Source organism: Streptomyces sp. NPDC006140 (genome assembly GCF_040628815.1).
Classification (GTDB): Bacteria; Actinomycetota; Actinomycetes; order Streptomycetales; family Streptomycetaceae; genus Streptomyces.
The window spans coordinates 302,321-328,396 of sequence record NZ_JBEXTS010000012.1; the positions used below are offsets into that span (position 1 = coordinate 302,321).

Below are 26,076 nucleotides of genomic sequence, written 5' to 3' on the forward strand. Positions count from 1 at the left end.
CCCCGTGAGATCAGCTGAGTTGCGGGCAATCGTGCCTCCCCCAAGCTCTTCGAGCAGGGGGACCCCCAGGCGGTACGGGTGGGCGCAGCGGCACCCCGCTCCGCCGGGCTGCGGACCCACCCGCCCCCAGCACAGACGCGCCCGGCTCCTCCCCCGGATGAGAACACCGCCCCCAGCCCCAACCTCAACCCAACAACCCCACCGCACCAGTCACCCCACCACCGCATAGAGCACCTGCCCCCCAGGCCCCCGAGCCACCTCCCGCAACCCGCCACCCCGTGCCCCCGCCCACTCCCCCGCCACAACCCACCGCACCCCATACGCCCGCAGAATCTCCCCCCGCTCCCTCCCCGACGCCCCCTCCGCGAAGTACCGCCGCACAGCCTCCTCCCGCCGCCCCTCGTCCGGCAGGAAGAAGTCGGGATACCCGGGCGCCACGGTGTACGCCCCGTACGCCGGGATCTGCCGAGCCGGCCGCCCCGCCCGGGCCATCACCACGTCCCCGTACTTCACCCACGGCGTGATCCAGTGGTACCCCGCCCACGGCTGCCGGTACTTCTCCGCGACTGCCTCCGGCAGATCCCCCCGCGGCACCACGTACCCGACCGTCCCGGCCTGCGTCCACGCCCCCACCGTCAGCGCCGCGCCCAGCGCGCACGCCCACCCCGCCCGCACCGCCCGCCGCCCGGCCGCCACCGCCTCCAGCGCCGCCGCGAGCTGCGCCGGGATCAGCGCCGCCGGCAACGCCCGGCCCCACGAGTAGTGCCCGCTCAGCCCGCCCGCTGCGACGACGACCACCCCCAGCCCGAAGAACAGCACCAGCGGATCCCACCGGTCCCGCCGCCACCGCACCCCGAGGGCCACCACCCCGAGCAGCACCAGCCAGTACCGCCCGAGCAGGTCCGCGTACAGCGGCCGGTGCACCGCCTCCAGCCCGTCCCCCGCCCCGGACAGGGCGAAGAAGTCGTAGTACGGCCAGAGCAGCAGCACGCCAAGCCCCACCGCGGCCCCGCCCCCGAGCCGCAGCCACGTGCCCCGCCCGGGCCGCGCGGCGAGCAGCGTCGCGGCCGCCCCCAGCGAGGCCACCACGCCCGAGAACTGGTGACACAGCAGAATCACCGCCCACAGCGCCCCCAGCCCCAGCCATGTCCCCCACCCGGCGTCCCGGCGCACCGCCCGCCCCAGCCACGCCCAGAGGTGGAACGCCAGGCCCAGCGCGAAAACACTCGGGTACGACACCGTCAGCGCGAGCGAGTTGAGCCCGTAGAAGCCGCTCCAGTTGAACAGGGCCGTCCCCCACAGGAAGAGCAGGCTCAGCAGGGCCAGGGCAGGCGCGGCCCGATGGCCGTCGAGGGTCCGCACGTACCGCCACACCCCGCTCACCAGCAGCCCGAGCCCGGCCAGCGCCCCGAGCCGCAGCACCACGAAGACCGACAGCCGGCTCACCCGCGCGACGCACCCCAGCACCAGCATCCACGGCGAGTAGTACGGACTCGGCGTGTCCGCGTCGACGAGCGGATTGCCCGGTTCGACGAGGTCGTGCCGCAGCCGCTGCACGGTCGCCGCGTGCATCCCGAGGTCCCCGGCCCACGGCAGCCGGACGATCACGAGGAGCAGCAGCAGGACGGCCACCGCGGCGGCGGCCTGCGCGGCGACGACCGCCGGTCCAGGGCCCTTCTGATGGATCTCCGTGGGAGAAGGAGCGGCGTTCGGTGCGTGCGATCGGCGTGCGGGGCGGAGGGTCATGTGGCGGAGCCACCTGGCCCTCCGCTCCGTGCGGCGAGCGGGCGTGCCGGGCGTCGCGACGCCGCGGAGTTCCATCAGAAGGGCCCTAGGCGCGGCGCGCATCGTGCTGGAACACCCAGGTGCGGTAGACGAGGAACCGGAAGGCCGACGCCAGAACGATGGAAACGGCCTTGACCAGGTTCGACTCGACGGGCCCGGCCAGCCCCAGCCCGTGGTACCCGGCGAAGAACAGTCCGCTCTCCATGGCGACGCCGATGCCGCTGAAGACGAAGAACAGCGCGATCTGGCGCCTCGTCCGCGACGCCCTGTCGCGGTAGGTGAAGTACCGGAAACCGAGGTAGTTGGTGCCCATGGCGACCAGGCTGGCCAGCACGGTCGCCACCATGGCGGCCCAGTGCAGCCCGTGCAGGAGCACGTTGAACACCAGGAAGTTCACCGCGACGCCGCTGCCGCCGACCACCGCGAAGTTCACCACTTCGAGGACGACGCGCTTGACGGGGAGGGCGGGAGCGGCCGCTCGCTCCTCGGACAGGTTCACAGTCACGCCACAAGCCTTAGCCGGATTCGGTAAGTCCTCCACTCGAATCGCCCTAAGGCGGGCCAAGAACGAGCGCCCCGGGCCGGTGGCCGGCCCGGGGCGCTCGCCACGCCGTACGCCCTACGAATGCGTCCGCAGCAGCGTCCTCATCGTGCGCATCGCCACCGACAGGTTGGCGAGGTCGAACGCGTCCGAGCTCTGGATCTCCTCCAGCGTCGTCCGGGCCCGGCCGAGGATCGCCGCGTTCTTCTGCTCCCACGCCTGGTAGCGCTGCTCGGGCGTCGAGGTGCCGTTGCCCACCGCCAGCACGTCGGCGGTCAGCGCCGCGTGCGCCGCGTACAGGTCCTCGCGGATCGCCGCGCGGGCCATGGACTGCCAGCGGTCCGCGCGGGGCAGCTCGATGATGCGGTCCATCAGCTGGGTGATGCGCAGCCGGTCGGCCAGGTCGTAGTAGACCTCCGCGACGTCCAGCGGCTCCCGGCCCATGCGGTCCGCGACCGAGACGATGTCGAGCGTCGGGAAGGCGGAGGAGAACCCGGCCACCCGGGTGGCGAGCTCGTCCGGCACGCCGGCGCCCGTCAGCTCGTCGTGGATCTTCTGGTACCACTCCAGGTCGGCGCCGCGCAGCAGCTTCGGCAGCTCCCCCCAGACCTGCTCGACCCGGTCGGCGAAGAAGTCGACCGTCTCGGCGAGCTCCAGCGGCTGCGGCCGGTTGTTGAGCAGCCAGCGCGTGCCGCGCTCCACCAGACGCCGGGAGTGCAGCCGGATGCGGGTCTGGACCTCGGCCTCGACCTTGTTGTCGAGCGCCTCGACCCCGTCCCACACCGGGGACTGGCGGAAGATCGCCCGGGCCGCGGTCTGCGCCCGCACGATCTCCTCCAGCGACGCGCCCGTCTCCTCGCGCAGCCGGTGCAGATACGTCGTACCGCCCGTGTTGACCGTGTCGTTGACCAGCACCGTCGTGGTGATCTCACGGCGCAGCGGGTGGCCGTCGAGCCGGTCCGGGAACTGCTCGCGCAGCTCGGTCGGGAAGTACGCGTGCAGCAGGCCCTTGAGGTACGGGTCGTCCGGCAGCGAGGTGTGCAGCAACTCCTCGGCGACCGTGATCTTCGTGTACGCCAGCAGGACGGCCGTCTCGGGCCCGGTCAGGCCCTGCCCGTTGCTGAGCCGCTCGCGGATCTGCCGGTCGGTGGGCAGGAACTCCAGCGCCCGGTCGAGGTGGCCCTCCCTGACCAGGTGCTTCATGAAGCGCTGCTGGGCGTGGAGCATGTCCTTGGACTGGGCGAGGGCGTTGGCGATCGCCGTGTTCTGCGCGTAGTTGTTGCGCAGCACCAGGTGGCCGACCTCGTCGGTCATGTCGGCGAGCAGCTTGTTGCGCTGCTTGACGGTCATGTCGCCGTCGGTGACCAGGCCGTTGAGCAGGATCTTGATGTTCACCTCGTGGTCGGAGGTGTCCACGCCCGCGCTGTTGTCGATGGCGTCGGTGTTGATCCGGCCGCCGTGCAGCGCGAACTCGATCCGGCCGAGCTGGGTGAGGCCGAGGTTGCCGCCCTCGCCGACGACCTTGACGCGCAGGTCCTGGCCGTCGACGCGGATGGCGTCGTTGGCCTTGTCGCCGACGTCCGCGTTGGACTCGGCCGAGGACTTGACGTACGTGCCGATGCCGCCGTTCCACAGCAGGTCCACCGGCGCCTGGAGGATGGCCTTCATCAGGTCGGCCGGGGTCAGCTTGGTGACCTTGGCCTCGATGCCGAGGGCCTCGCGGATGTGCGCGTTGACGGGGATCGCCTTGGCCGTGCGCGGGAAGATCCCGCCGCCGGCGGACAGCAGCTCCTTGTTGTAGTCCTCCCAGCTGGAGCGGGGCAGCTCGAAGAGGCGGCGGCGCTCGGCGTAGGAGGTGGCGGCGTCCGGGTTCGGGTCGATGAAGATGTGCCGGTGGTCGAAGGCGGCGACCAGGCGGATGTGCTCGGAGAGCAGCATGCCGTTGCCGAACACGTCACCGGACATGTCGCCGATGCCGACGACCGTGAAGTCCTCGGTCTGGGTGTCCACGCCCAGCTCCCGGAAGTGCCGCTTGACGGACTCCCAGGCGCCGCGGGCGGTGATGCCCATGCCCTTGTGGTCGTAGCCGGCGGAGCCGCCGGAGGCGAAGGCGTCGCCGAGCCAGAAGTTGTACTTCTCGGCGACCCCGTTGGCGATGTCGGAGAAGGTCGCGGTGCCCTTGTCGGCGGCGACGACGAGGTAGGTGTCGTCCTCGTCGTGCCGGACGACGTCGGCCGGGGGCACGACCTCGCCCGCGACCATGTTGTCGGTGATGTCGAGCAGCGCCGAGATGAACGTCTTGTAGCTGGCGATGCCCTCGGCCATCCACGCGTCGCGGTCGACGCTCGGGTCCGGCAGCTGCTTGGCGACGAAGCCGCCCTTCGCGCCGACCGGCACGATGACGGTGTTCTTCACCATCTGCGCCTTGACCAGGCCGAGGATCTCCGTGCGGAAGTCCTCCCGCCGGTCGGACCAGCGCAGGCCGCCGCGTGCGACCTTGCCGAAGCGCAGGTGCACACCCTCGACCCGGGGCGAGTACACCCAGATCTCGAACGCGGGGCGCGGCGCGGGCAGGTCCGGGATGGCCTGCGGGTCGAACTTCATGGAGACGTACTCGTGCGGCTTGCCGCCCGCGGCCTCCTGGAAGAAGTTCGTCCGCAGGGTCGCCTTGATGACCGTGAGGAACGACCTGAGGATCCGGTCCTCGTCGAGCGAGGCCACCTGGTCGAGGGCCGCGTCGACCTCCTCCAGCAGCGCGTCCACGATCTCGTGTCCCGCGCGCTGCCGGTCCGGCGACATCCGCGCCTCGAACAGGGAGACGAGCAGCCGGGTGGTGTGGACGTTGTTGCGGAGGGTGTCCTCCATGTAGTCCTGGCTGAACGTCGACGCCGCCTGGCGCAGGTACTTCGCGTACGCCCGCAGCACCATCGCCTGCCGCCAGCTCAGCCCGGCGCTCAGCACCAGGGCGTTGAAGCCGTCGTTCTCCGCCTTGCCCGTCCAGGTGGCCGCGAAGGCGTCCTGGAACCGCTCGCGGGCGTCGTCGCCCAGGTAGTCCACGCCGCCGCCCTTGGCGCGGGGCATGCGCAGCCCGAAGTCGTAGATCCAGGCCACACTGCGGTCCGAGCAGCGCAGCTCGTACGGCCGTTCGTCGACGACCTCGACGCCGAGCCGGTTGAGGACCGGCAGCACCGCCGACAGGGAGATCGCGTCGCCCGTGCGGTAGATCTTGAAGCGGCGCTCCTCGGGGGCGGCGCCCACCGGCTCGTAGAGGCTGAGCGCGAAGTCCTTGCCCTCCTCGGCGTTCAGCTGCTCCAGGTGGATGAGGTCGGCGACCGCGGCGCGCGGGTTGTGGTCGGCCTTGTAGCCCTCGGGGAAGGCGTGCGCGTAGCGGCGCATCAGTTCGGCCGCGCGCTCCTCGCCGAGTTCGGCGTTGAGCGCCTCGGCGAAGGCGTCCTCCCAGGAGCGGGCGGCCTCCACCAGCCGGGCCTCGATGCGCTCCTTGTCGGCGTCGGACAGCTCCGGCAGCTCGGTGCCCTGCGGGACGCGGACCACGAAGTGCAGCCGGGAGAGGATCGACTCGGTGTTCCAGGCCGTGAAGTCGACGCTGATGCCGCCGAGCTCCTCCTTGAGGATCTCGATGATCCGCAGGCGGACGGCCGTGGTGTAGCGGTCGCGCGGGAGGTAGACGAGGGCGGAGTAGTAGCGCCCGTACTCGTCCTGGCGCAGGTAGAGGCGCAGGCGCCGGCGTTCCTGGAGGTAGAGGACGGACGTGACGATGGACCGCAGCTCGTCGGCCGGGGTCTGGAACAGCTCGTCGCGCGGGTACGTCTCCAGGATCTGCAGCAGGTCGCGCCCGTCGTGGCTGTTGGGCGAGAACCCGGCCTGTTCGAGGACCTCCTCGACCTTGCGCCGGATGACGGGGACGCGCCGCACGGACTCGGTGTACGCGGCGGACGAGAACAGCCCGAGGAACCGCCGCTCGCCCACGACGTTGCCCTCGGCGTCGAACTTCTTCACGCCGATGTAGTCCAGGTACGACGGCCGGTGCACGGTCGCCCGGCTGTTCGCCTTGGTCAGGACGAGCAGCTTGTGCTCGCGTGCCTTGGCGCGGGCGTCGGCGGGCAGCCGCTCGAAGGACGGGCTGACCGGGTGGCTCTCCTCGGCGGCGTGGTGCGGGTCGGCGCGCAGGATGCCGAGGCCGGTGCCGGGCACAGCGGCCAGCGAGTCGTCGTCGCGCAGCTGATACTCGCGGTAACCGAGGAAGGTGAAGTGGTCGTCGGCCAGCCAGCGCAGCAGCTCGCGGGCCTCCTCGACCTGCGGTCCGGGCAGGTCGCCGGGGATGGACTCGTCCGGCAGCCCCTCCGCCAGCCGGATGGCCGCGTCCCGCATCTTGCCCCAGTCCTCGACGGCCTCGCGGGCGTCGGACAGCACGCGCAGCAGGTCGGCGGTGATCTGCTTCAGATCGGCCCGGTCGGTCTCGCGGTCGATCTCGACGTGGATCCAGGACTCGACGTGCGCGTCGTGCGGGAGGCTCCCGGCGCCGGTCGCGGGCGTGGGCAGCACCTCGATGAGCTTGCCGGTCACGTCGCGCCGGACGACGAACTGCGGGTGGATGACGACGTGGATGCCACGCCCCTGCCGCGTCAGTTCATTGGTGACGGAGTCGACGAGGAAGGGCATGTCGTCGGTGACGACCTCCACGACGGAGTGGCTGCACGTCCACCCGTTCTCCTCCACGGTGGGCGTGTGCACCCGCACGTTGGCCGTGCCCTGGGGGCGGTTCTCGGCCAGCCGGTAGTGCGATACGGCGGCTCCGAAGACGTCGACCGGGTCGCGGTCGGTGAGGTCCTCCGGGGCCGTGTGCAGGTAGTAACGCTGGAGGAACGTGAGCAGGGACTCGCGGTCCGGAGCTTCCTGGGCGTCTGGGGTCTCCTCGCCCGTCGACCCGGTCGGTAGGTGCCCCCCGACCGGGCTGTTCTCAGCTACCCGAGCGGCCCTCTCGAGCAACTCGGCCTTGGCTTCGTCCAGCTTGGTCTGCATTGTCCTCTGGCTCCTGTCGCGCGCCGTTGCGTGACGTAGAAGGAAGTACGGCCTCTGCGCTTGCGACGTCACGTCGTGACACGGGGTATCCGGTCTGTTCCGACGCTATGCCGCAAGGCGAGATGAGCGGGGGTGTCTGAGCCATTCTTGAGCTGCTCCACCGGTGTGACGCTGCTCTCTGCGACGCCTGGGTCCGGGTGGTGCTCGGCGTCCCGGGAGTCCTCGATGCCCCGTCCCGCCCGCGAAGACCAGCGACCGCCGCCCGGACACGGATGTCGTCCGTGCTCTCCGGGCGCAGGGCAGGGACATCGGCGTCCCCGCGAACTATCGCGCTGATCACGCCACCAAGGCTATCGCTCCTTACAGGGCCCCCGTCATGAGCCGTATGTGTACAAAACCAGCCCTGCAAGTTTGACGTTCTGCACAGTGCGCGCATCGAACTGCGGGCAGTCGCGCCGCCAAGGGCGGCACGGGTGGGCGTGGGGGTCCCCCTGCTCGAGCGAAGCCGAGAGCTTGGGGGAGGTACCTCGTCGCGCCGAGCTGCGCACCGCCCTGGCCTCAGCAAGAACGCCGAGTGCCCCGAAACGAACAGTTCCGGTCAGGCCGCGAGCCGCTCCGCCTCCTCGACCGCTTCCTCCAGCGTGTCCACGACCGGCACCCCCACCGCCTCAAGACTCGCCCGACTGTGCGATCCCCCGGTGTACAGCACAGCCCGCGCCCCCACATGCAGCGCGGCCACCGCATCGTCCGCGGCGTCCCCGATCACCACCGTGCGCTCAGGATCCACTCCACTCAGCGACCCGAGATGCCGCACCATGTGCTCGGCCTTGCTGCCGCCCGACGGCCCGGTGCGCCCGTCCACCCGTATGAAGTGCCGCTCGATCCCGAACCCCCGCACCAACGGCACGAGCTCCTCGTGCACGTACATGCTCAGGATCGACTGACTGCGCCCCGCCGACCGCCACCCGGCCAGCAGGTCCTCGGCCCCCACCGTCAGCCCGCACGTCACCCGGTGCTCCGCGTAGTACCGGTGGAAGATGCCGTCCATCAGCTCCCACTCGGCCTCGGTGGGCAGTCTGCCCATCAGCCGCTCGTAGAACTTGGGCACCGGCACGCAGTACAGCTCCCGGTACTGCTCCAGCGTCAGCGGCTCCAGCCCCAGCTCGCCGAATGCCGCGTTCGTCGCCCCGATGATCGCGTCGATGTCATGGAACAGCGTGCCGTTCCAGTCCCAGACAATGTGCGCGCCCGTCTTCATCCCCATGCCCGAAAACGTACCCGCCCCCACTGACAATCAAGAGAACGGCACCTCCACGCGCCCCCCGCCAGGAGCGCCGCTCAGTCCCCGCGCCCCACCAGATTCGGAATCTCCTGGGTGGCGAACCACAGCAGCTCGTGGTCCTCCGCGCCGTCCACGACGAACTGCGCGTCGTCGTCCCCGCCGTCCGCCGCCGGCAGCGCGTCCGCGGCCGCCGTCACATCGGCCTCCGCGTCCGCCGCGTCGACGTGCACCGACGCCGCCTTGGCGAGCGGCACCGCACCCGCGACCCGCACCTCCCCGAGCGCCGCCGGGTCGAGCCCCCGGTCGGGGTCGGTGCTCGCGGCCCGGTCGGCGACGTCGACGGCGACCACGACCCGGCGCCGCGGCGCCCCCGGGTCGGCCGCCAGCAGCCGCAGCGAGGCCAGTGCGGCCCGGCTCAGCGCCGCGTACTCGAGTTCCTCGATGTCGTCGGAGAGGTACCACTCCCGCAGCCCGGGCGTCACGGCGTACGCGACGAACGGCCCGGCTCCCAGCTCACCCGTCTTGTACGCCTCGGCGAGAGCGGGGAGGGTCAGGGGCACGTAGACACGCATGGCTGGCCGCTTTCGTGGTCGGTTTCAAGGTCGGACTGCTTGGTCGGTATCCATGGTCAAGAGCTCCGGACGGCCTTCAGGATACGTGCGGCGCGTCCCCTTTCGAGTCCCGGCCGGTGACGCCGAACGCGTCCACCTCAGGCCCGGAATTCACCCGGCGCACCCCGGCACTGACAGGGCCCACGGCCCCTATACCACCCGGATAGGTGAACATTCCGGCGCCCAGGACCCGCGGCCCGCTTCCTTGCCCCTGCCCCCGTCGGCCCCGTACAAGATCAGCAACCCGAAGTTACTCCCCGGTATCAACCGGGCCCACGGAACGGGGACCCCCCCATGCACAAGGTCATGACCAGGGCACAGCACCGCCCGACCACCCGCCCGCCGTCCCGCCGAGACCAGCACACCCCTGGCACCCCCAGCCCACGAGGCACCGGCACCGGCACCGGCACCACCCCACCGCAAGCCGCCGGAAACGCCTCCCCGCGGACGACCACCCCAGCGGCCCCGGACGGCCACACCTCACCCCGGACCGCCGGAAGCACGAACCCACACACCACCGCACCGCCCACCCCGCGTACCACCACCGCACCCGCGCCAGACGGCGGCCGCACCGCGCTCCGAGCCGCCGGAAGCACAAGCCCACGTCCCACCACCCCGCTGGCCCCGGCAGGCAGCCCCCGGCCCCGAACCTCCGGCAGCGCCGCCCCGCCCCGCACCCCCGGCGACGGCCCCGGCCGCTCCCGGGCCGCTGCCGGCGGTCGGCCCCCGGCGACCGCCCGGTCCCAGCGCCCTCACACCCGCCCCGCCGACACCCGCCCACCGACCCTCACGCGCTCCCGCACGGCACCCCGCAGGCCGGCGACAGGCACCGCTCCGGCGCCCACCACAGCCACCACCCCGGCCGCCCCTGCCACCCCGGTCACCTCAGAGCCCACCCCCGGCCGCCCCACCCACGGCGCCCGCCGAACCGCCGCGATCCCCCACCCCCTGCCCACCGACCTGTTCGCCGACCTCCTCCTCGCCGTCCTGAGCGGCCACCGCCCCGTCCACTCGATGCTCCGCCACACCCGCGGCCGCGCCTACGACGAACTGGCCTGGCTGGCCGAGCGCGGCCCCCTGCGCACACGCGGCGCCCGCCCCGTCGTCCGGGACATCGGCTACTTCGAACCCCGTCCCGGCGCCATCGAGGCCTTCGCGCGCATCGGCGCCGGCGACCAACTGCGCGCCATGGCATTCCGCCTGGAACTCGGCCAGGACCTCCGCTGGCGCTGCACGGCGGTGGAACTGGGCGGCCCCCGTCCACCCCGCGCCGAGGCCGACTGACCCTCCGGCCCGCCCCGGGGGTCGCCGCCCGGGCCCCCTCACGCCGAAGGGCCGGACACCCTCGGGTGTCCGGCCCTTCAAGCCGCTACGGTGCCTCAGCCACCGTCACTCACTTCTTGCGGCGCCCCCGGCTCTTCGCCTGCTTGCGGCGCTCCGCGCGCGTGAGGCCGTCGGCCTCGGAACGCACCGGCTCGCCGTCCTCGGTGAAGTCGCCCTCGATGGTGCCGCCCTCGCCGTCGACCGTCGGCGCGGAGAAGTGGAGGTTGCGCCGCTGCGGGACGTCGAGGCCCTTGGCGCGGATCTCCGGCCGGGCACCCGCCTGCGCCGGCACCGAGTCCTGCTTCTCCAGGTCGGCCACGGGCTTGGCGTCCTCGACGGGGACCTCCTCGACCTGCTGCTCGACCTGGACCTCCAGGTTGAACAGGTAGCCGACGGACTCCTCCTTGATGCCCTCCATCATGGCGGTGAACATGTCGAAGCCCTCGCGCTGGTACTCGACCAGCGGGTCCTTCTGCGCCATCGCGCGCAGGCCGATGCCCTCCTGGAGGTAGTCCATCTCGTAGAGGTGCTCGCGCCACTTGCGGTCGAGGACCGACAGCACGACCCGGCGCTCCAGCTCACGCATGATCTCGGAGCCGAGCTGCGCCTCACGGGCCTGGTACTGCTCGTGGATGTCGTCCTTGATGGAGTCGCCGATGAACTCGGCGGTCAGCCCGGCCCGGTCACCGGCCGCCTCCTCCAGCTCCTCGACCGTGACGTTGCACGGGTAGAGCTGCTTGAAGGCGCCCCACAGGCGGTCGAGGTCCCAGTCCTCCGGGAAGCCCTCGGCGGTCTCGGCCTGGACGTAGGCGTCGATGGTGTCGTCCATGAAGTGCTGGATCTGCTCGTGCAGGTCCTCGCCCTCCAGGACGCGGCGCCGCTCGCCGTAGATGACCTCGCGCTGGCGGTTGAGGACCTCGTCGTACTTCAGGACGTTCTTACGGGTCTCGAAGTTCTGCTGCTCGACCTGCGACTGGGCGGAGGCGATCGCGCGCGTGACCATCTTGTTCTCGATCGGCACGTCGTCCGGCACGTTCGCCATGGACATCACGCGCTCGACCATCTGGGCCTTGAACAGCCGCATCAGGTCGTCACCGAGGGAGAGGTAGAAGCGGGACTCGCCCGGGTCGCCCTGACGGCCGGAACGACCGCGCAGCTGGTTGTCGATGCGCCGCGACTCGTGCCGCTCGGTGCCCAGCACGTAGAGCCCGCCGAGCTTCTCGACCTCTTCCTTCTCGGCCTTGACGGCCTTCTCGGCCCGCTCCAGCGCCTCGGGCAGGGCGTGCGCCCACTCCTCGATGTGCTCCTCGGGGTCGAGACCGCGCTGGCGCAGCTCGGCCTCGGCGAGGTCCTCGGGGTTGCCGCCGAGCTTGATGTCCGTACCACGGCCGGCCATGTTCGTGGCCACCGTGACCGCGCCCTTGCGGCCGGCCTGGGCGACGATCGTCGCCTCCCGGTCGTGCTGCTTGGCGTTGAGCACCTCGTGCTGGATGCCGCGCTTGCTCAGCTGCTGCGAGAGGTACTCGGACTTCTCGACGGAGGTGGTGCCGACGAGGATCGGCTGCCCCTTGCGGTGCTTCTCCTCGATGTCGTCGACGACGGCCTCGAACTTGGCGACCTCGGTCCGGTAGATCAGGTCGGACTGGTCCTTGCGGATCATCGGCCGGTTGGTCGGGATCGGCACCACACCGAGCTTGTAGATCTGGTGGAACTCGGCGGCCTCGGTCATGGCCGTACCGGTCATGCCGCACAGACCGGGCTGTTCCTTGCCGTTGTGGTCGTGGCGCTTGTACAGGCGGAAGAAGTTCTGGAGGGTGATCGTGGCGAGCGTCTGGTTCTCGTCCTTGATCGGCACCCCTTCCTTCGCCTCGATCGCCTGGTGCATGCCCTCGTTGTAACGGCGGCCGGCGAGGATACGTCCGGTGTGCTCGTCGACGATCATGACCTCGTCGTCGATGATGACGTAGTCCTTGTCCTTCTTGAACAGTTCCTTCGCCTTGATGGCGTTGTTCAGATAGCCCACGAGCGGGGTGTTCACCGACTCGTAGAGGTTGTCGATGCCCAGCCAGTCCTCGACCTTGGCGACACCGGACTCGTGGATGGCGACCGTGCGCTTCTTCTCGTCGACGTCGTAGTCGCCGGTCTCCTCGATGCCCTTGAGGGGCTGGCCGGCCTCGCCGCGCTTGAGGCGCTTCACCAGCTTGGCGAAGTCCCCGTACCACTTGGTGGCCTGGTCGGCCGGCCCGGAGATGATCAGCGGCGTACGGGCCTCGTCGATGAGGATGGAGTCGACCTCGTCGACGATGGCGAAGTTGTGGCCGCGCTGGACGAGCTCGTCCTTGGACCACGCCATGTTGTCGCGCAGGTAGTCGAAGCCGAACTCGTTGTTCGTGCCGTAGGTGATGTCGCAGGCGTACTGCTCGCGGCGCTGAGCCGGCGTCATGTTGGCGAGGATGCAGCCGACGCTCAGGCCCAGGAAGCGGTGGACGCGGCCCATCATTTCGGAGTCGCGCTCGGCCAGGTAGTCGTTGACCGTGATGATGTGGACGCCCTCGCCGGACAGCGCGTTCAGGTACGCCGGCAGCGTACCGACGAGGGTCTTGCCCTCACCGGTCTTCATCTCGGCCACGTACCCCATGTGCAGGGCGGCGCCGCCCATCATCTGCACGTCGTAGTGCCGCTGGCCCAGGACGCGCTTGGCGGCCTCGCGGACGGTGGCGAAGGCCTCGGGCAGCAGGTCGTCCAGGCTCTCACCGTCGGCGTACCGCTGCTTGTACTCATCGGTGAGGGCCCGCAGCTCGGCGTCGGAGAGGTCGACGAAGTCCTCTTCGATGGAGTTGACCTGGTCCGCGATGCGGTGCAGCTTGCGCAGGATCTTGCCTTCGCCTGCACGCATGATCTTCGAGAGGACGGACACGGGGGTTGGTCTCCTTGCCGGTCGGGCCTGGGACGGTCGGTTACCACTTGACTTACTGAGCAACGGCCATCGTATGCGAGGACCCCACCGCGCCGGGAGGGCCTGCCGTGACGGCGACCGTCCGCTGCTTCAATTCTGATTCACGTGTGCTTCAAAGGGGACAACGCCCCGGCCCCACGGATAGTGCCGCATTCCCCCATCGAATTGCACCAGGCGTGATCACTCGCTCACCTAGGGCAAACAGATGGCACCACCGGCCGCCTCCGAGCAGAATCGGCCGATGGACCCCGTCACCCTCACCACGGACCGCCTCCTGCTGCGCACGGTCGGCCCCCAGGACACCGACGCGGTGTACGAGGCCTGTCAGGACCCCGACATCCAGCGCTGGACGACGATCCCCTCGCCCTATCTGCGCGAGCACGCCCAGAGCTTCACGGAGCAGCTGGCTCCCGACGGCTGGGCGGACGGCTCCATGTTCACCTTCGGCGTCTTTCTCCACTCCGGAGAACTGGCGGGCATGCTCGGCATCACCATGCGTGCCCTGGGCATGGGCGAGATCGGCTTCTGGACGGCGAAGCGGCACCGATCCCACGGCTACATCACGGAAGCCGCCCTCACCGCCTGCCGCTGGGCCTTCGTCCACGCGGCGATCGACCGCATCGAATGGCGCGCGACGGTGGGCAACCGGGCCTCGCGCGCGGTGGCGGAACGAGCCGGCTTCACGATCGAGGGCACGCTGCGCTCGGCGACCAACAACAAGGGCGTACGCCACGACACCTGGATCGGCTCCTTGCTCCCGTCGGACTTGAACCTCCCGTCGACGGCCCCGTACTTGCCCGCTCCCTAGCTGCTCAGCTGCGGGCAGTCGTGCCGCTGGGGCGGCACGGGTGGGCGGTGGGGGTCCCCCTGCTCGAGCGAAGCCGAGAGCTTGGGGGAGGCACCCCGCTCCGTCGGGTTGCGGACCCACCCGCCCCAGCCGTCACGCCCAGCACCATGACCCCAACCCCGCAGGCACCCCCACTGTCAGTCCCACCCCCTATCGTGCCGACCATGACCACCCCGCGCCCCGCAACAGAGCTCTCCGCAGACGACGCCCGCAGGATCGCGCTCCGCGCCCAAGGCTTCCTCGGCGCCCCCGACCGCCGCTCCGGCGTCCGCGGCGTCCTCCGCCACCTGGGCGCGATACAGCTCGACACGATCTCGGTCCTGGCCCGCTCCCACGAACTCGTCCCGTACGCCCGCCTGGGCGCGGTAGGCCGGAAGACGGTGGAGAACGCCTACTGGAAGGACACGCACTCCTTCGAGTACTGGTCCCACGCGGCCTGCATCCTCCCCATCGAGGAGTGGCCCCACTTCGCCTTCCGCCGCCGCGCCTACCGCAACCGCCCGCACTGGAACCACGAACTCCCGGACGGCGCCTACGACAAGGTCATCGAGCAGCTCCGCTCCGAAGGCCCCCTGACGGCCACCGAGTTGGGCGGCGCGAAGAAGACGAACGACTGGTGGGACTGGTCCGGCTCCAAGGTCGCCGTCGAACGCGCCCTGATGTACGGCGAGGTGGTGTGCGTGGAGCGCCGCGGCTGGAAGCGGATCTACGACCTCGCCGAGCGCGCGATCCCGGACGCCCTGCTCCACGACGAGCTGGACGACACCGAGTGCCTGCGCCGCCTGGTCCGGCTGGCGGGCCAGTCCCTCGGCGTCGGCACCCGCGCGGACATCGCCGACTACCACCGCCTCAAGGGCGAGCAGGTCGACGCGGTGATCGCCGACTCGGGCCTGGTGCCGGTCACGGTCGAGGGCTGGTCCAAGCCGGCCTGGGCCGATCCCGCGGCCCTGGAGACACCCCCGCGCGGCCGTCACCGTACGACGCTGCTGTCGCCTTTCGACTCCCTGATCTGGGAGCGGGCGCGCACGGAGCGGATCTTCGGCTTCACCCACCGCCTGGAGGCCTACGTCCCCAAGCAGAAGCGGGTGTACGGCTACTTCGCGATGCCGGTCCTGGCCGGCGGACGGCTCGTCGGCCGGGTGGATCCCGCCCGTGAGGGCCGCACGCTGGTGGCCAAGCAGGTCACGCTCGACGGCCCGAAGGCGGTCCCGTCCGTCGCCCAGGCCCTGGCCGAGGCGGCGACCTGGGTCGACTGCACGGACGTACGCGTGGAACGCGTCGACGCCCCGGACCTGCGCGAACCCCTGGTCAAGGAACTCGCCCGCATTCTCGGCTGAGAGCGAGCCCTAGCGGATTCGGCTGAGAGCGAGCCCTAGCGGATCTCGAGGATCTTCTCCCGCATCGCGTACACCACCGCCTCCATCCTGGAGTGCAGCTGCAGCTTCTCCAGGATGTTGCGCACGTGGTTCTTCACGGTGTTCTCGGAGATGAACAACTCCTTGGCGATGTCACGGTTGTTCATTCCCGTGGCGACGAGCTTGAGGACTTCCAGTTCGCGGTCGGTCAGACGCGGCGCGGGCACCAGCCGGCGCTCGTCCGTGCGCTGGATCATCGACTTGAACTCGGTGAGCAGTTTCGACGCCATGGACGGGCTGATCTGCGACTGCCCGTCGGCGACGGCGCGAATGGCCGTGGCCACCTCGTCCGTGGAGATCTCCTTGAGGAGATAACCGGTCGCGCCCGCCTTGATGGCGTCGTAGAGATCGGCTTCCTCGTCGCTGATCGTCAGCATGATGATCTTGGCGCTGGGTGCCACCTCCTTGATGGAGGTACACGCCTCGATACCGCCCCGCTTCGGCATCCGTACGTCCATCAGCACGATGTCGGGCAGCAGATCGGCGGCCTTCTCGACCGCCTCGGCGCCGTCGCCCGCCTCTCCGATGACCTGGATGTCCTCCTCGGCGGCGAGCACGATCTCCAGGCCACGGCGGAAGAGGGCGTGGTCGTCCACGACGAGGACTCTGATCGGTTCCTTGCGTGGAGTCTCCGTGTCCGGGCCCATGCCGACGACGCCGTCGTCGGCATCCCCGTCACGCATCGGTCCGAAGCTGTCCGCCATCGTTCCTCCCCCTGAAGGCTGTGGCCTGTGGTCCTGAGCCATCGCCAACCCAGAGCAACGACCCACCGGTTGGGCTGTGGCCATCATGATTTCATGCCCGGGCGGCGCCGGGGTGACGGAGCGGTGCGCGAAGCGGTCGCACAGGGGTGCCCCTGGGGGCGCACACGCGCTCCAGGGGCACCTGCTCCGCTGTCACCCGGCACGGTCAGCCGCCGAGCGCACCACCCGCGTCGGGGGAGTGCGCCTGTGTGACCATCGTGTCCGTGCTGAGGTGGATCACGCCGTAGTCATAGGCGTGCCGTCGGTAGACGACACTCGGTTCCTTGGTCTCGGAGTCGACGAACAGGTAGAAGTCGTGCCCGACCAGCTCCATCTCGTAGAGAGCCTGGTCGAGGGTCATGGGGGCTGCGACGTGGGTCTTCTCGCGGACGACGATGGGGCCGTCACCCTGCACTTCCAGCGAGCCGATCTTCTTCGTGGGCACGGCTTCCGGCTCCTCCTCGGAGGCCGTCACCAGGCCGTTCCCGTTGAGCGTCGCCACACCCGGGACGTGGTCGGCGACCTCGGCGGCGGGGATCCGGCGCGCGCCACGGCGCGAGAACCGCTTGTCGTGCTGCCTGCGCAGCCGGGCTTCCAGCTTTTCCGCCGCCAGGTCGAGCGCCGCGTAGGGATCGCTCGCCGCTGCCTCCGCCCGGATCACCGGACCGCGGGAGCGGAGGGTGATCTCCACTCGGTCACAGCGGTCGGCCTGCCGCGGATTGGGCTCCTTGGACACCTCGACGTCGAGGCTGATCACCTTGCCATCGAGCTTCTGGATCTTCTCCAGCTTCAGCTTCTCGGCCACGTGCTTCCGGAACCGCTCGGGCACCTCGGTCTTGCGGCCCTTGACGACGATGTCCACGCAGAACTCCGTTCCCGGATCGCTCCGCCTCGCTGCGGAGCATCTCCCTTTTTGCACCAGGCTCCGGTGAACCCCGGAACCTCGGACTCGGTGACTTCCACCTCCTCCCCCGGGGGCGAGATCTCCACTCCACCGGCGCGAGTGATGAAGAAAAACCCGCAGCACGGCAATCGGATTTGAGAGGTGTGGCCTGCGGCTTTCCCTCTCAACCGAACATATCTCGCCCGGACGGATGTCGTCACCCTCTACCGCGGCGTACCTCCGTTCAGGTGAATAAGCCCTCTCGTTACCTGCAACGACGCAAGATCTCAGTCAGTTCCGGTTTATTTGGAAAGCTTCCGGTGACGCCGCGACCACTGCCGCGCACACCACGTCAACGACTCCGCCGGCGCCGCCCGCGCCCGCGATTCCCTGCCGGCCGGGCCGCCGGCCCGTCCTCTCTCGCGTTGATCCGACGTTCTGTTCCTCTCTGCTTTCCCAGGTCTCTCCCTCGTACACGGCCGCGGTCCCCCCAGCGTTCGAAACCGGCCCCGCCGCCCGCACCGCCCGCGCGGCCTCCGCCAGGGACGCCCCGGTGGTCATCACGTCGTCCACGAGGACGACCGGGCCCGCGGAGAGCAGCCGGGCAGCACCGGGCGCCACCGCGAGCGCGCCCGCGAGATTGCCCAGCCGCTGGCGGGAGTTGAGCCGTGACTGGTCGGCCACGGCCCGCTTCTGCCGCAGCACGCCGAGCACCCGGGCCGGGATCCCGCTCCGCCGCAGCCGGCCCGCCGCGGCGAGCGCGATCCGCCGCGCGGGATCATGCCCCCGGGCCCGCACGGCCCGCCGCCCGGACGGCACGGGCACGAGCAGCACGGGAGCCCCGCTCTCCCACGACCGCACCAGCCCGGCCCCCTCCGAGGCCCAGGCCTCCTGAAGGCCCGCCCGCACCGCTCCGGCCAGGGCCACCCCGAGCGGGCCCGCGAGCGCCAGGGCACCCCGCTCCTTGTGGGCCAGCAGCGTCGCCCGGACCTCGTCCGCGTACCGAGCCGCCGCGTGGACCACGGGCAGCCCGGGCGGCTCCGGCACCGGCCGCACACGACACACCGCGGCTCCGCTCAGCACCGCACGGCACTCCGCGCAGAGCACCGCACGAGGCCTCCCGCAGCCCCCGCACTCGCCCGGCAGCACCAGGTCGGTGAGGTCCTGCCACCACCCCCGCATGGACACCACTCTGCCGACACGGACCCGCCCCGGCCACCCCTGTGGAAAACCCACCTGTGGACAAGTCACCGCTCGGCGAGCTGCTCGTCCCTCACACGAGTGATGGCCGAGTGATAGCCCCCTGCGGAGGCCGATCCGGGGCACCGGACGCCCCCGCCTCACCCCGGATAGACCGGCGCCGTCCCCTCCGTCACCTTCTGCCACTGCTCACCCGACGGCAGCCGGACGATCCCGTCCACCGAGTACGCCACCAGCGGCAGCTGGTCGTCCTCGGCGGCCGTGACCTCCTTGACGCCGGTCAGGGCCGCGGGCGCCGGTACGTCCGGCGTGGAACCGTCGACCTGGACGTACCGCATCTGCTCCACGCCCCCGTGCTCGCGTCCGACCACCACGAGCCGGCTGTCCCCGGCCCACGACATGGCCGTGACCTCCTCCAACTCCGGAGTCGCGGAGCGCAGTTCGACCACCCTGACGGCCGGCTTCCCGCCCGGCTTCTCATCCCGCTCGATCAACCCGATGAGCAGCGTCTTCTTGCCGCCCTTCTCCACGACGAGCGCGATCCGCACCCCGTCGGCGGCTACCCGCACGGCCTGGATCCGGCCGTCCAGGTGCGGCGTGCGCACCTCCAGCGGCTCGCCCTTGCCGTCCTCCAGCAGGAGCAGCCGGGGGTCGTCCGGGTCCCGGTCGGCCACCCACAGGCCGTCGTCCGCGTCCCAGCTGGGAGTGGTCAGCCGGTCGGACTCGGTCCGGCCGTGGCTGCGCAGCACCGGCTCGCCCAGCGAACCGCCCGAGACCAGCGACCCCACGTACAGCGATCTGCCGTCGAGGCTGACGCCGGCCGCGGTGTGCTCGTCGCGCGAGACCGCGACCGAGCGCAGCGCCGTGTCGCCCTCGCCGAGCGCCCCCGGCGCCGGGTCCGGCTTGGTGCCGGTGTTGCCCGCGGGGATCCGTACGAGCCGGTCCTTGCCGTCGACGAAGTACAGGTAGTCGGGTGGCCGCACCGAGCTGCGGAAGGCCGTCGCCTCGGCCGCCCCCTGCGAGAGCGCGCACAGCTCCGTACCGTCGGCCCGCAGCTCCACCTCGTCCACCGCGGGGCTGAGGTTCCGCAGCGTGAACAGCATCTGGGCCGCCATCTCCTGGCACCGGTTGGTGCCGATGCCCGCGGCCTTGTCGTTGAGGGGGACCGTCAGCCTGTTCCGGTCGTCGGGCGTCAGCGCGCCCGCGTCCTTCGCCAGCGCCGTGCCGGTCGGGAAGCTCGACCGGACCACGGGCCCGAGCCACCGCGTGGGCCCGTTGAGCAGGGAACGCACGGTCTGCGTCATGGGATCCACGCGCCGCCGCACATAGACGGGATCGGCGACCGCCGTGGGCTGCGAGTCCTCCCCGGCCGCCACGGTGTTCGAAGCGAGGTAGTACTTGTTGACGGACATGTAGTTGCGCTGGAAGTCCGACTCGCCCATGACGACGCCCTGCGGCAGCACGTCGATCCGCCACTGCCCGCTCTTGTCGTCCTGCGTCAGGTGCACGGTCCTGCCGTACTCCCCGGTGGCGGGCGCATACGCCTGCTGCGCGTCCACGGTGGCGACCTTGGTGCCGGTCAGCCGGTACGTGATGTCGCCGGTGTCCTCCCGGCCGCCCGTCCCCTCGGGCTTGGCGCCCGGCCCCTCCGTCAGCACGGTGGTGGACAGCTCCGGCCGCCAGGTCTTCGCGGCCTCGCCGGTCAGGTACTGGCGTGCCGTCTTGTAGTCCGGATCATCGCTGGTCAGCGCCTCCAGGAAGCCCTGCACGATCTCCGAGGGCGCCGCGTCCTCACCGGGCGGGACGGCGAACACCCGCACCTGGCTCTCCTGACGCGGTGTGGACTCCACACTCCGCAGGTCCCCGCTGTCGGGCATCGAGGCACACCCTGCCAGCAGCAGGACGCCACCGGCGGCGTACGCCATCACGCGCGCGGGCGTACGCCTGCCGCGCCCTTCGCGGTCAGCGCCCACGAGATGCCTCCCCTTGCCTCTTCGCGTCCCCCGCCTCGGTCTCGCGGCCCGGGGCTGCGGCTCCCTCGTCCCCGTCCGCTTCCCGGGGCCCGTTCACGACCGGTCCCCGTTCGGCACCATCCGGGTCGCTCACGGCCGGTCCCCGTCCGGCACCGGCCGGGTCGCTTACCTCGCCGACACCGGTGGCCCCTGCCGGACCACTCACATCGCTGTCCCGCGTCGACGGCTCCGCTGATCCCGCTTCGTCCTGCCGTCGCGCCCCCGAGGCGGGCCGTGGCACCACGCGCGCGCCGTTGCCGGGCAGGGCCGTCGGATCGGCCGCCGCGGCAGCCGCCCGCGGCGGTATGGGGTCCTGCTTGGCCCGCGGGGGCACCGGCCCGTTCGCCGGCTGCGCCGGCACGGTCGCCCGCTTCTCGCCGTCCCCGCCGCCACACGGCAGCCCCGCGTCGTCGAGCCCTCTGTTGCGCCGGGAGTCCTTGGGCTCCAGCGGTATCGGGGAGCCCCGCAGCGGCTCGTCAGCGGTCCTGGGCAGCGTCAGCCGGAACTGCGAACCGCCGCCCGGCTCGCCCCACGCCTGCAGCCAGCCACCGTGCAGCCGCGCGTCCTCCAGGGCGATGGACAGCCCCAGCCCCGTACCGCCCGTGGTACGCGCGCGTGCCGGGTCGGCCCGCCAGAAGCGGCTGAACACCCGGGTCGCCTCGCCCGGCTTGAGCCCGACCCCGTAGTCCCGCACCGCGACCGCGACCGCGCCGCCCGCCGCGGCGAGCTTGACGACCACGTCGTTGCCCTCGCCGTGCTCGACGGCGTTGACCACGAGGTTGCGCAGCACGCGCTCCACGCGCCGGGCGTCGGCCTCGGCGACGACGGGCTGCTGGTCGCCGAGGACGCGGATCCGCGTGCCCTTGCGCTCCGCGAGCGGCTCGGCCCCGCTGACCACCCGCCGTACGACGTCCCTGAGGTCTATCGGCTCCGCCTCCAGTGCCGCGGCGCCCGCGTCGAAACGGCTGATCTCCAGCAGGTCCGCGAGCAGCGACTCGAACCGGTCCAGCTGGTCCGCGAGCAGCTCCGCCGACCGCGCGGTCACCGGGTCGAAGTCCTCCCGCGCCTCATGGATCACGTCCGCGGCCATCCGCACGGTCGTCAGCGGCGTACGCAGCTCGTGCGACACGTCCGACACGAACCGGCGCTGCATCCGCGACAGGTCCTCCAGCTGGCTGATCTTCAGCTGGAGGTTCTGCGCCATCTTGTTGAAGGCCTCGCCGAGCCGCGCGATGTCGTCCTCGCCGGTGACCTTCATCCGCTCCTGCAGCCGCCCGGCCGACAGCCGCTCCGCGATCCCCGCCGCCATCCGCACCGGCGTGACGACCTGCCGCACCACGAGCCAGGCGATGGCCCCGAGCAGCACGACGACGAACAGCCCCGCCGTCGCCAGCGTGCCCTTGACCAGGCTCAGCGACTTCTCCTCCTGCGTGAGCGGGAAGAGGTAGTAGAGCTGGTACGGGTCGCCGTTGGGGTCGTCCACCTGCTGGCCGACGATCAGGCCCGGCTGGGAGTCCTTGGCCGGGTTGTTGTACGTGATGCGGGTGTAGCTCTGCGCGGCCGTCGTGCTGCTGCCGATCCGCTCGCGCAGGTCGGCGGGCACGCTCCTGCTCCAGTCCACCTCGCCGGAGGCACGCTGCCCACGGCCGCCCGCGCCGTCCGCGTCGGAGGCAGGGAGCGTCACCACGTCGAAGGCGCCCTGGCCGCCGCTGGACAGCGAGGAGACGAGGTCGCTCATCCACTCGCTGACGTTCTGCGCGGGACGCCCGTCCGCCGTGGCGATGTCGTCACCGGCGCCGCTCCCCGCCTCTTCGGCCCGCTGCTTGGCCACCGCGAACCCGCCCGTGGCCTGGCTCTGGGACGCCTTCACCTTGGCGTCGAGCAGGCCGTTGCGCACCTGCCCGATGACCACGAAGCCCAGCAGCAGGACCACGCCCAACGACATCAGCAGCGTGGTGACGACGACCTTGAGCTGGATGTTGCGCCGCCACAACCGCATGACGGGCAGCAACGGCCGGCGCACCCACCGCATGAACAGCCGGATGACCGGACTGCCCTGGACCCCGCCCTGCAGCAGCCCGCTCTCCAGGAACCGCGCCCAGCGCGAGCCGGGTTTCCTCCGCCCGACAGGCCGCCCCGGGCGGGCCCCGGACCGGCCGGGCGCCGAAGCGGCACTGTCGCCGGACATGTCAGCTCGGCCCTGCCTTGTACCCGACACCACGGACCGTCACCACGATCTCCGGCTTCTCCGGGTCCTTCTCGACCTTGGAGCGCAGCCGCTGCACGTGCACGTTCACCAGCCGCGTGTCCGCCGCGTGCCGGTAACCCCACACCTGCTCCAGCAGCACCTCGCGCGTGAACACCTGCCACGGCTTGCGCGCGAGCGCGACCAGCAGGTCGAACTCCAACGGCGTCAGCGCGATCGACTGCCCGTCCCGCTTCACGGAGTGCCCGGCCACGTCGATGACCAGGTCACCGATGGCGAGCTGCTCCGGAGCGGGCTCCTCCGACCTCCTGAGCCGCGCCCGGATCCGGGCCACCAGCTCCTTCGGCTTGAACGGCTTCACGATGTAGTCGTCCGCGCCCGACTCCAGGCCCACGACGACATCGACGGTGTCGCTCTTCGCCGTGAGCATCACGATCGGCACCCCGGACTCCGCCCTGATCAGCCGGCACACCTCGATACCGTCCCGGCCGGGCAGCATCAGGTCCAGCAGCACCAGATCGGGCTTGGACTCGCGGAAGGCGGCCAGCGCCTTGTCGCCGTCGGCAACGAAAGACGGCTCGAAACCCTCACCACGCAGCACAATGCCGAGCATCTCGGCCAGTGCGGTGTCGTCGTCGACGACAAGGACTCGTCCCTTCATAAACGACATCATCCCATTCTCATAACGGCGGCGTAGGTGCGGGTGAGGCAGGTCACTGACCAGTGACGATAGTCGTACTGAGCCGTAGCTGTCTGCCATTGTCCGCCGGTGTTGATGTCAGCAGCGGATGTCAGCTCGACCGTCCAGCTCACCATCCTCCTTCACCCACCAGCCTCCCCAGCTCCCATCCCGTACGCCGTCGACCCACACACCGTGGAGCAGGCGTGGTTCATGGCGTCCAGGTGGAGCGCGCCACTGTACGAACGACCTGGACGCCATGGGCCGCGTCTGCTCGGCTCTGCCTGGGTCGATGGCGTACGGGATGGGAGCCTCCCGCGCACGCCACTACGGGCCCGCAGTCGGGAACGGCGCCCCCTCCATCCCGGTGCCGGCCGATCCCCCGCCGGAGGCATCGTTCTAACCGCAGGCGTTGCGTGCGGTGATCGACTCATGGCTACCGGCCCAATCCACGCGTGGGCGCGCGTCGGCGCAGCGCGGGCGGAGCGGGCCGAAGGCAGGAGCGGCGCCCGGAGCGGAGCCGGGAAGCGCGCCCGGCGGAGCGGAGCGCAGCCGGGGCTTGATGAGGTAGAGAAACCTGTAACAGCTTCGCTGCCGCCTGGTCAGGATGAAGATGTGTCGGCGGTCAGGAGTCGGCTCGTGAATCCGGCCTGGCAAAGGCGCTCGTACGCCTCACGCACGTCAGCAGGTAGTGGCTGGCTGATCATGAATCCCTGCTCCGGGTAGATCATCAGCCGCTGAACCGCACCGACCAGCATGGCGATCACCAAGCGGGCGTCACCGATGGAGTCGACGTACTCGTCCAGCGTCATCGGACTGGAGGCGCTGACAATCTCGACTCCGGGCCAGAGCTTCCGCGCGGTGGCGTACGCCCGCCGCTCCTCGTACGGCTTGCTGATCAGAAGCACCGAGGACACCTCGATACCGGCCTCTTCCAACAGCTCTCGCGAGAAGCGGATGTTCTCACCCGTGTTGCGGGCGCGTGGCTCCACCAGAATGGCCGTGCTAGGGACACCGAGTTCCAGTGCCCGTTCCTGGTAGTGGACGGCTTCACCGCGGGGCATGCGTTCCCGTGTCGTGGGGCTGGTGGCACCGGTGAACAGGAGCAGGGGGGCCATACCGCGCTTGTACAGGTCCGCTGCCGTATCGGCTACGCCCAAGTCGTGGCTGCCAAGCCCGATGGCAACCGAGCACGGCCGGACCGAGTGACCCATCTGGTGGTAGTCCCACACGCGTCGGGCGTCTGCCCAATCCTGTGCTGAGATCACTGCGGCTCTTCCCTGTCCTTCGCCGAGTCGGGCACCTTGAAGTCGTACTCCCACGCGAAGCGCGACGCCGCGTGTACCCCAATGGCGAATTCCACAACTGTGCCTGTGGCCGTGTAGGTCGTCCGATGCAACTCGACGACCGGTTCGCCGGGAGGTAGCTGGAGCTGCTTCACCTCGTCCGGTGTGGCAGCACGGGCAAACAGTCGCTCCTTCATGTGATCGATCTCGTAACCCGCGTCGTACAGCACGCGAAATCCGCCGCCTCGGCCGGCGGGTCCCGGCGTGGGATCGACGAGGCGGGTGCCTTCAACGTGCTCGGGTCGGTAGTAGCTGGTCAGCGTGTGCGTCGGCTGGTCGCCTTCCTTGACCAGTCGCGCGCGGGCGTAAACCTCGGCGCCTTCCGGCAGGCCATGTGCGGCTGCTACCTCCGGTGGCGCTACGACGCGACTGACCGTCTGCGTCTGCTCATTCCGGCGGTATCCCCGTCCGGAAGCCACGCGGTCCGCGATGAAGGCAACCTCGTCACCGTCCCGCCACTTGGCCTTGTCGTACCTGGCAATGCCGAGGCGCTTGAGAGGCACTCGCTCCCGCACCACAGTTCCGTGACCGCGAGATGAGGTCACCAGTCCCTCGGCCTCAAGAGCCTTGTAGGCCTGATGAACCGTGGACTTCGAGCCCTCGCCTGCTGCGACCAGCTCCCTGATCTGCGGGAGCTGCTGGCCGGGCGCGTACTCGCCCCTCTTGATCTGCTCAGCCAGCTTGTCCGCCAGCTCCCGCCACTTGGGCGTCATTGCCTGACTCCTCTCGACACAACCAGTCAACCACAGTCCCAGGACTGTTGACAGTCCTGGGACTGCGTGCCACAGTCATGCCATGCCCACCGCAGTCCTAGGACAGCGGGAAGGAAGGCCTTCTTTGGGCTGCTCCAAAGCTGTGAGACACAAGGAGTCTTCATGCCGTCGTTCAAGATCGACACGTCGACCGCTGTTGTGTTCGTGGCAACCGCACCGGAACCGAAGATGGTCAACAAGAAGACCGGTGAGCGGGCCGTGGACCGGGAGACCAACGCGAGCCTGTCGACCGTGGGCCTGCTGGTCTCGGACGAGGGAGAGGGGAACCTCTACCAGGTGACCGTGCCGGAGACGGGTCTCCCGGAGGGGCTGGTGCCGGGGACGCCGGTGAAGGTCATCGGCCTGAAGGCGCGGGACTGGGAGAACGAGTTCAACGGCCAGAAGCGGCACGGGATCTCGTTCCGCGCGGTCGCGATCACCCCGGCGGTCTGACC

Annotated in this window: 18 protein-coding genes; 4 read left to right on the forward strand and 14 right to left on the reverse strand. The window is 70.5% G+C overall.

What is annotated here, in order from left to right; genetic code table 11:
- Positions 1-210 precede the first annotated feature (210 nt).
- The 5 genes from ABZ386_RS29345 to ABZ386_RS29365 all read right to left on the reverse strand — a co-directional run bounded on the left by ABZ386_RS29345 (position 211) and on the right by ABZ386_RS29365 (position 9,220).
- Positions 211-1,746, reverse strand: coding sequence for a hypothetical protein (locus tag ABZ386_RS29345; protein WP_358966550.1), 1,536 nt, complete (start codon positions 1,744-1,746; stop codon positions 211-213).
- A gap of 85 nt (positions 1,747-1,831) precedes the next feature.
- On the reverse strand, positions 1,832-2,290 hold the full coding sequence (locus ABZ386_RS29350; protein WP_351342128.1) for a GtrA family protein: 459 nt from the start codon (positions 2,288-2,290) through the stop codon (positions 1,832-1,834).
- Between the two features lie 114 nt (positions 2,291-2,404).
- Positions 2,405-7,366: an NAD-glutamate dehydrogenase gene (locus ABZ386_RS29355; RefSeq protein ID WP_355724483.1), complete on the reverse strand. Its 4,962-nt coding sequence runs from the start codon at positions 7,364-7,366 to the stop codon at positions 2,405-2,407.
- A 598-nt stretch (positions 7,367-7,964) separates the two neighbouring features.
- Complete coding sequence (locus ABZ386_RS29360) at positions 7,965-8,630, reverse strand: HAD hydrolase-like protein (RefSeq protein ID WP_351342132.1); 666 nt, start codon at positions 8,628-8,630, stop codon at positions 7,965-7,967.
- 74 nt (positions 8,631-8,704) lie between these two features.
- Positions 8,705-9,220 carry a hypothetical protein gene (locus ABZ386_RS29365; RefSeq protein ID WP_358966553.1) on the reverse strand — a complete coding sequence of 172 codons (516 nt, stop codon included), beginning with the start codon at positions 9,218-9,220 and terminating at the stop codon, positions 8,705-8,707.
- A gap of 657 nt (positions 9,221-9,877) precedes the next feature.
- Here ABZ386_RS29365 and ABZ386_RS29370 point away from each other — a divergent pair.
- Positions 9,878-10,543 (forward strand): Rv3235 family protein, encoded by a 666-nt coding sequence (locus ABZ386_RS29370; protein ID WP_356501172.1) that lies wholly within the window; start codon positions 9,878-9,880, stop codon positions 10,541-10,543.
- A 109-nt stretch (positions 10,544-10,652) separates the two neighbouring features.
- On the opposite strand, the gene secA is transcribed toward ABZ386_RS29370, so the two are convergent.
- Entirely contained in the window at positions 10,653-13,499 is a 2,847-nt protein-coding gene (secA, locus tag ABZ386_RS29375; protein ID WP_351342136.1) for a preprotein translocase subunit SecA, read from the reverse strand.
- 280 nt (positions 13,500-13,779) lie between these two features.
- On the opposite strand from secA, the gene ABZ386_RS29380 reads away from it, so the two are divergent.
- On the forward strand, positions 13,780-14,346 hold the full coding sequence (locus tag ABZ386_RS29380) for a GNAT family N-acetyltransferase (RefSeq protein WP_351342138.1): 567 nt from the start codon (positions 13,780-13,782) through the stop codon (positions 14,344-14,346).
- Between the two features lie 203 nt (positions 14,347-14,549).
- Positions 14,550-15,722, forward strand: coding sequence for a crosslink repair DNA glycosylase YcaQ family protein (locus ABZ386_RS29385; protein WP_351342140.1), 1,173 nt, complete (start codon positions 14,550-14,552; stop codon positions 15,720-15,722).
- Between the two features lie 35 nt (positions 15,723-15,757).
- Here ABZ386_RS29385 and ABZ386_RS29390 read toward each other — a convergent pair whose 3' ends face one another.
- From ABZ386_RS29390 to ABZ386_RS29425, 8 genes are all read right to left on the reverse strand, one after another.
- Positions 15,758-16,504 carry a response regulator transcription factor gene (locus tag ABZ386_RS29390; RefSeq protein ID WP_114253230.1) on the reverse strand — a complete coding sequence of 249 codons (747 nt, stop codon included), beginning with the start codon at positions 16,502-16,504 and terminating at the stop codon, positions 15,758-15,760.
- A gap of 205 nt (positions 16,505-16,709) precedes the next feature.
- Positions 16,710-17,405 carry a ribosome-associated translation inhibitor RaiA gene (raiA, locus tag ABZ386_RS29395; RefSeq protein ID WP_351342142.1) on the reverse strand — a complete coding sequence of 232 codons (696 nt, stop codon included), beginning with the start codon at positions 17,403-17,405 and terminating at the stop codon, positions 16,710-16,712.
- 312 nt (positions 17,406-17,717) lie between these two features.
- On the reverse strand, positions 17,718-18,608 hold the full coding sequence (locus tag ABZ386_RS29400; protein ID WP_358966556.1) for a ComF family protein: 891 nt from the start codon (positions 18,606-18,608) through the stop codon (positions 17,718-17,720).
- 158 nt (positions 18,609-18,766) lie between these two features.
- Positions 18,767-20,599 carry an LpqB family beta-propeller domain-containing protein gene (locus ABZ386_RS29405; protein WP_356506479.1) on the reverse strand — a complete coding sequence of 611 codons (1,833 nt, stop codon included), beginning with the start codon at positions 20,597-20,599 and terminating at the stop codon, positions 18,767-18,769.
- Positions 20,589-22,826 (reverse strand): MtrAB system histidine kinase MtrB, encoded by a 2,238-nt coding sequence (gene mtrB / locus ABZ386_RS29410; protein WP_358966559.1) that lies wholly within the window; start codon positions 22,824-22,826, stop codon positions 20,589-20,591. The genes ABZ386_RS29405 and mtrB overlap by 11 nt, the downstream gene beginning before the upstream one ends.
- Position 22,827: 1 nt before the next feature.
- On the reverse strand, positions 22,828-23,517 hold the full coding sequence (gene mtrA / locus ABZ386_RS29415; protein ID WP_003990656.1) for a two-component system response regulator MtrA: 690 nt from the start codon (positions 23,515-23,517) through the stop codon (positions 22,828-22,830).
- A 608-nt stretch (positions 23,518-24,125) separates the two neighbouring features.
- Positions 24,126-24,791, reverse strand: a complete 666-nt coding sequence (locus ABZ386_RS29420) for a YdcF family protein (RefSeq protein ID WP_358966562.1) — start codon at positions 24,789-24,791, stop codon at positions 24,126-24,128.
- Positions 24,788-25,582 carry a GntR family transcriptional regulator gene (locus ABZ386_RS29425; protein WP_358966565.1) on the reverse strand — a complete coding sequence of 265 codons (795 nt, stop codon included), beginning with the start codon at positions 25,580-25,582 and terminating at the stop codon, positions 24,788-24,790. The genes ABZ386_RS29420 and ABZ386_RS29425 overlap by 4 nt, the downstream gene beginning before the upstream one ends.
- Before the next feature lie 162 nt (positions 25,583-25,744).
- On the opposite strand from ABZ386_RS29425, the gene ABZ386_RS29430 reads away from it, so the two are divergent.
- On the forward strand, positions 25,745-26,074 hold the full coding sequence (locus ABZ386_RS29430) for a hypothetical protein (RefSeq protein WP_358840356.1): 330 nt from the start codon (positions 25,745-25,747) through the stop codon (positions 26,072-26,074).
- Positions 26,075-26,076 lie beyond the last annotated feature (2 nt).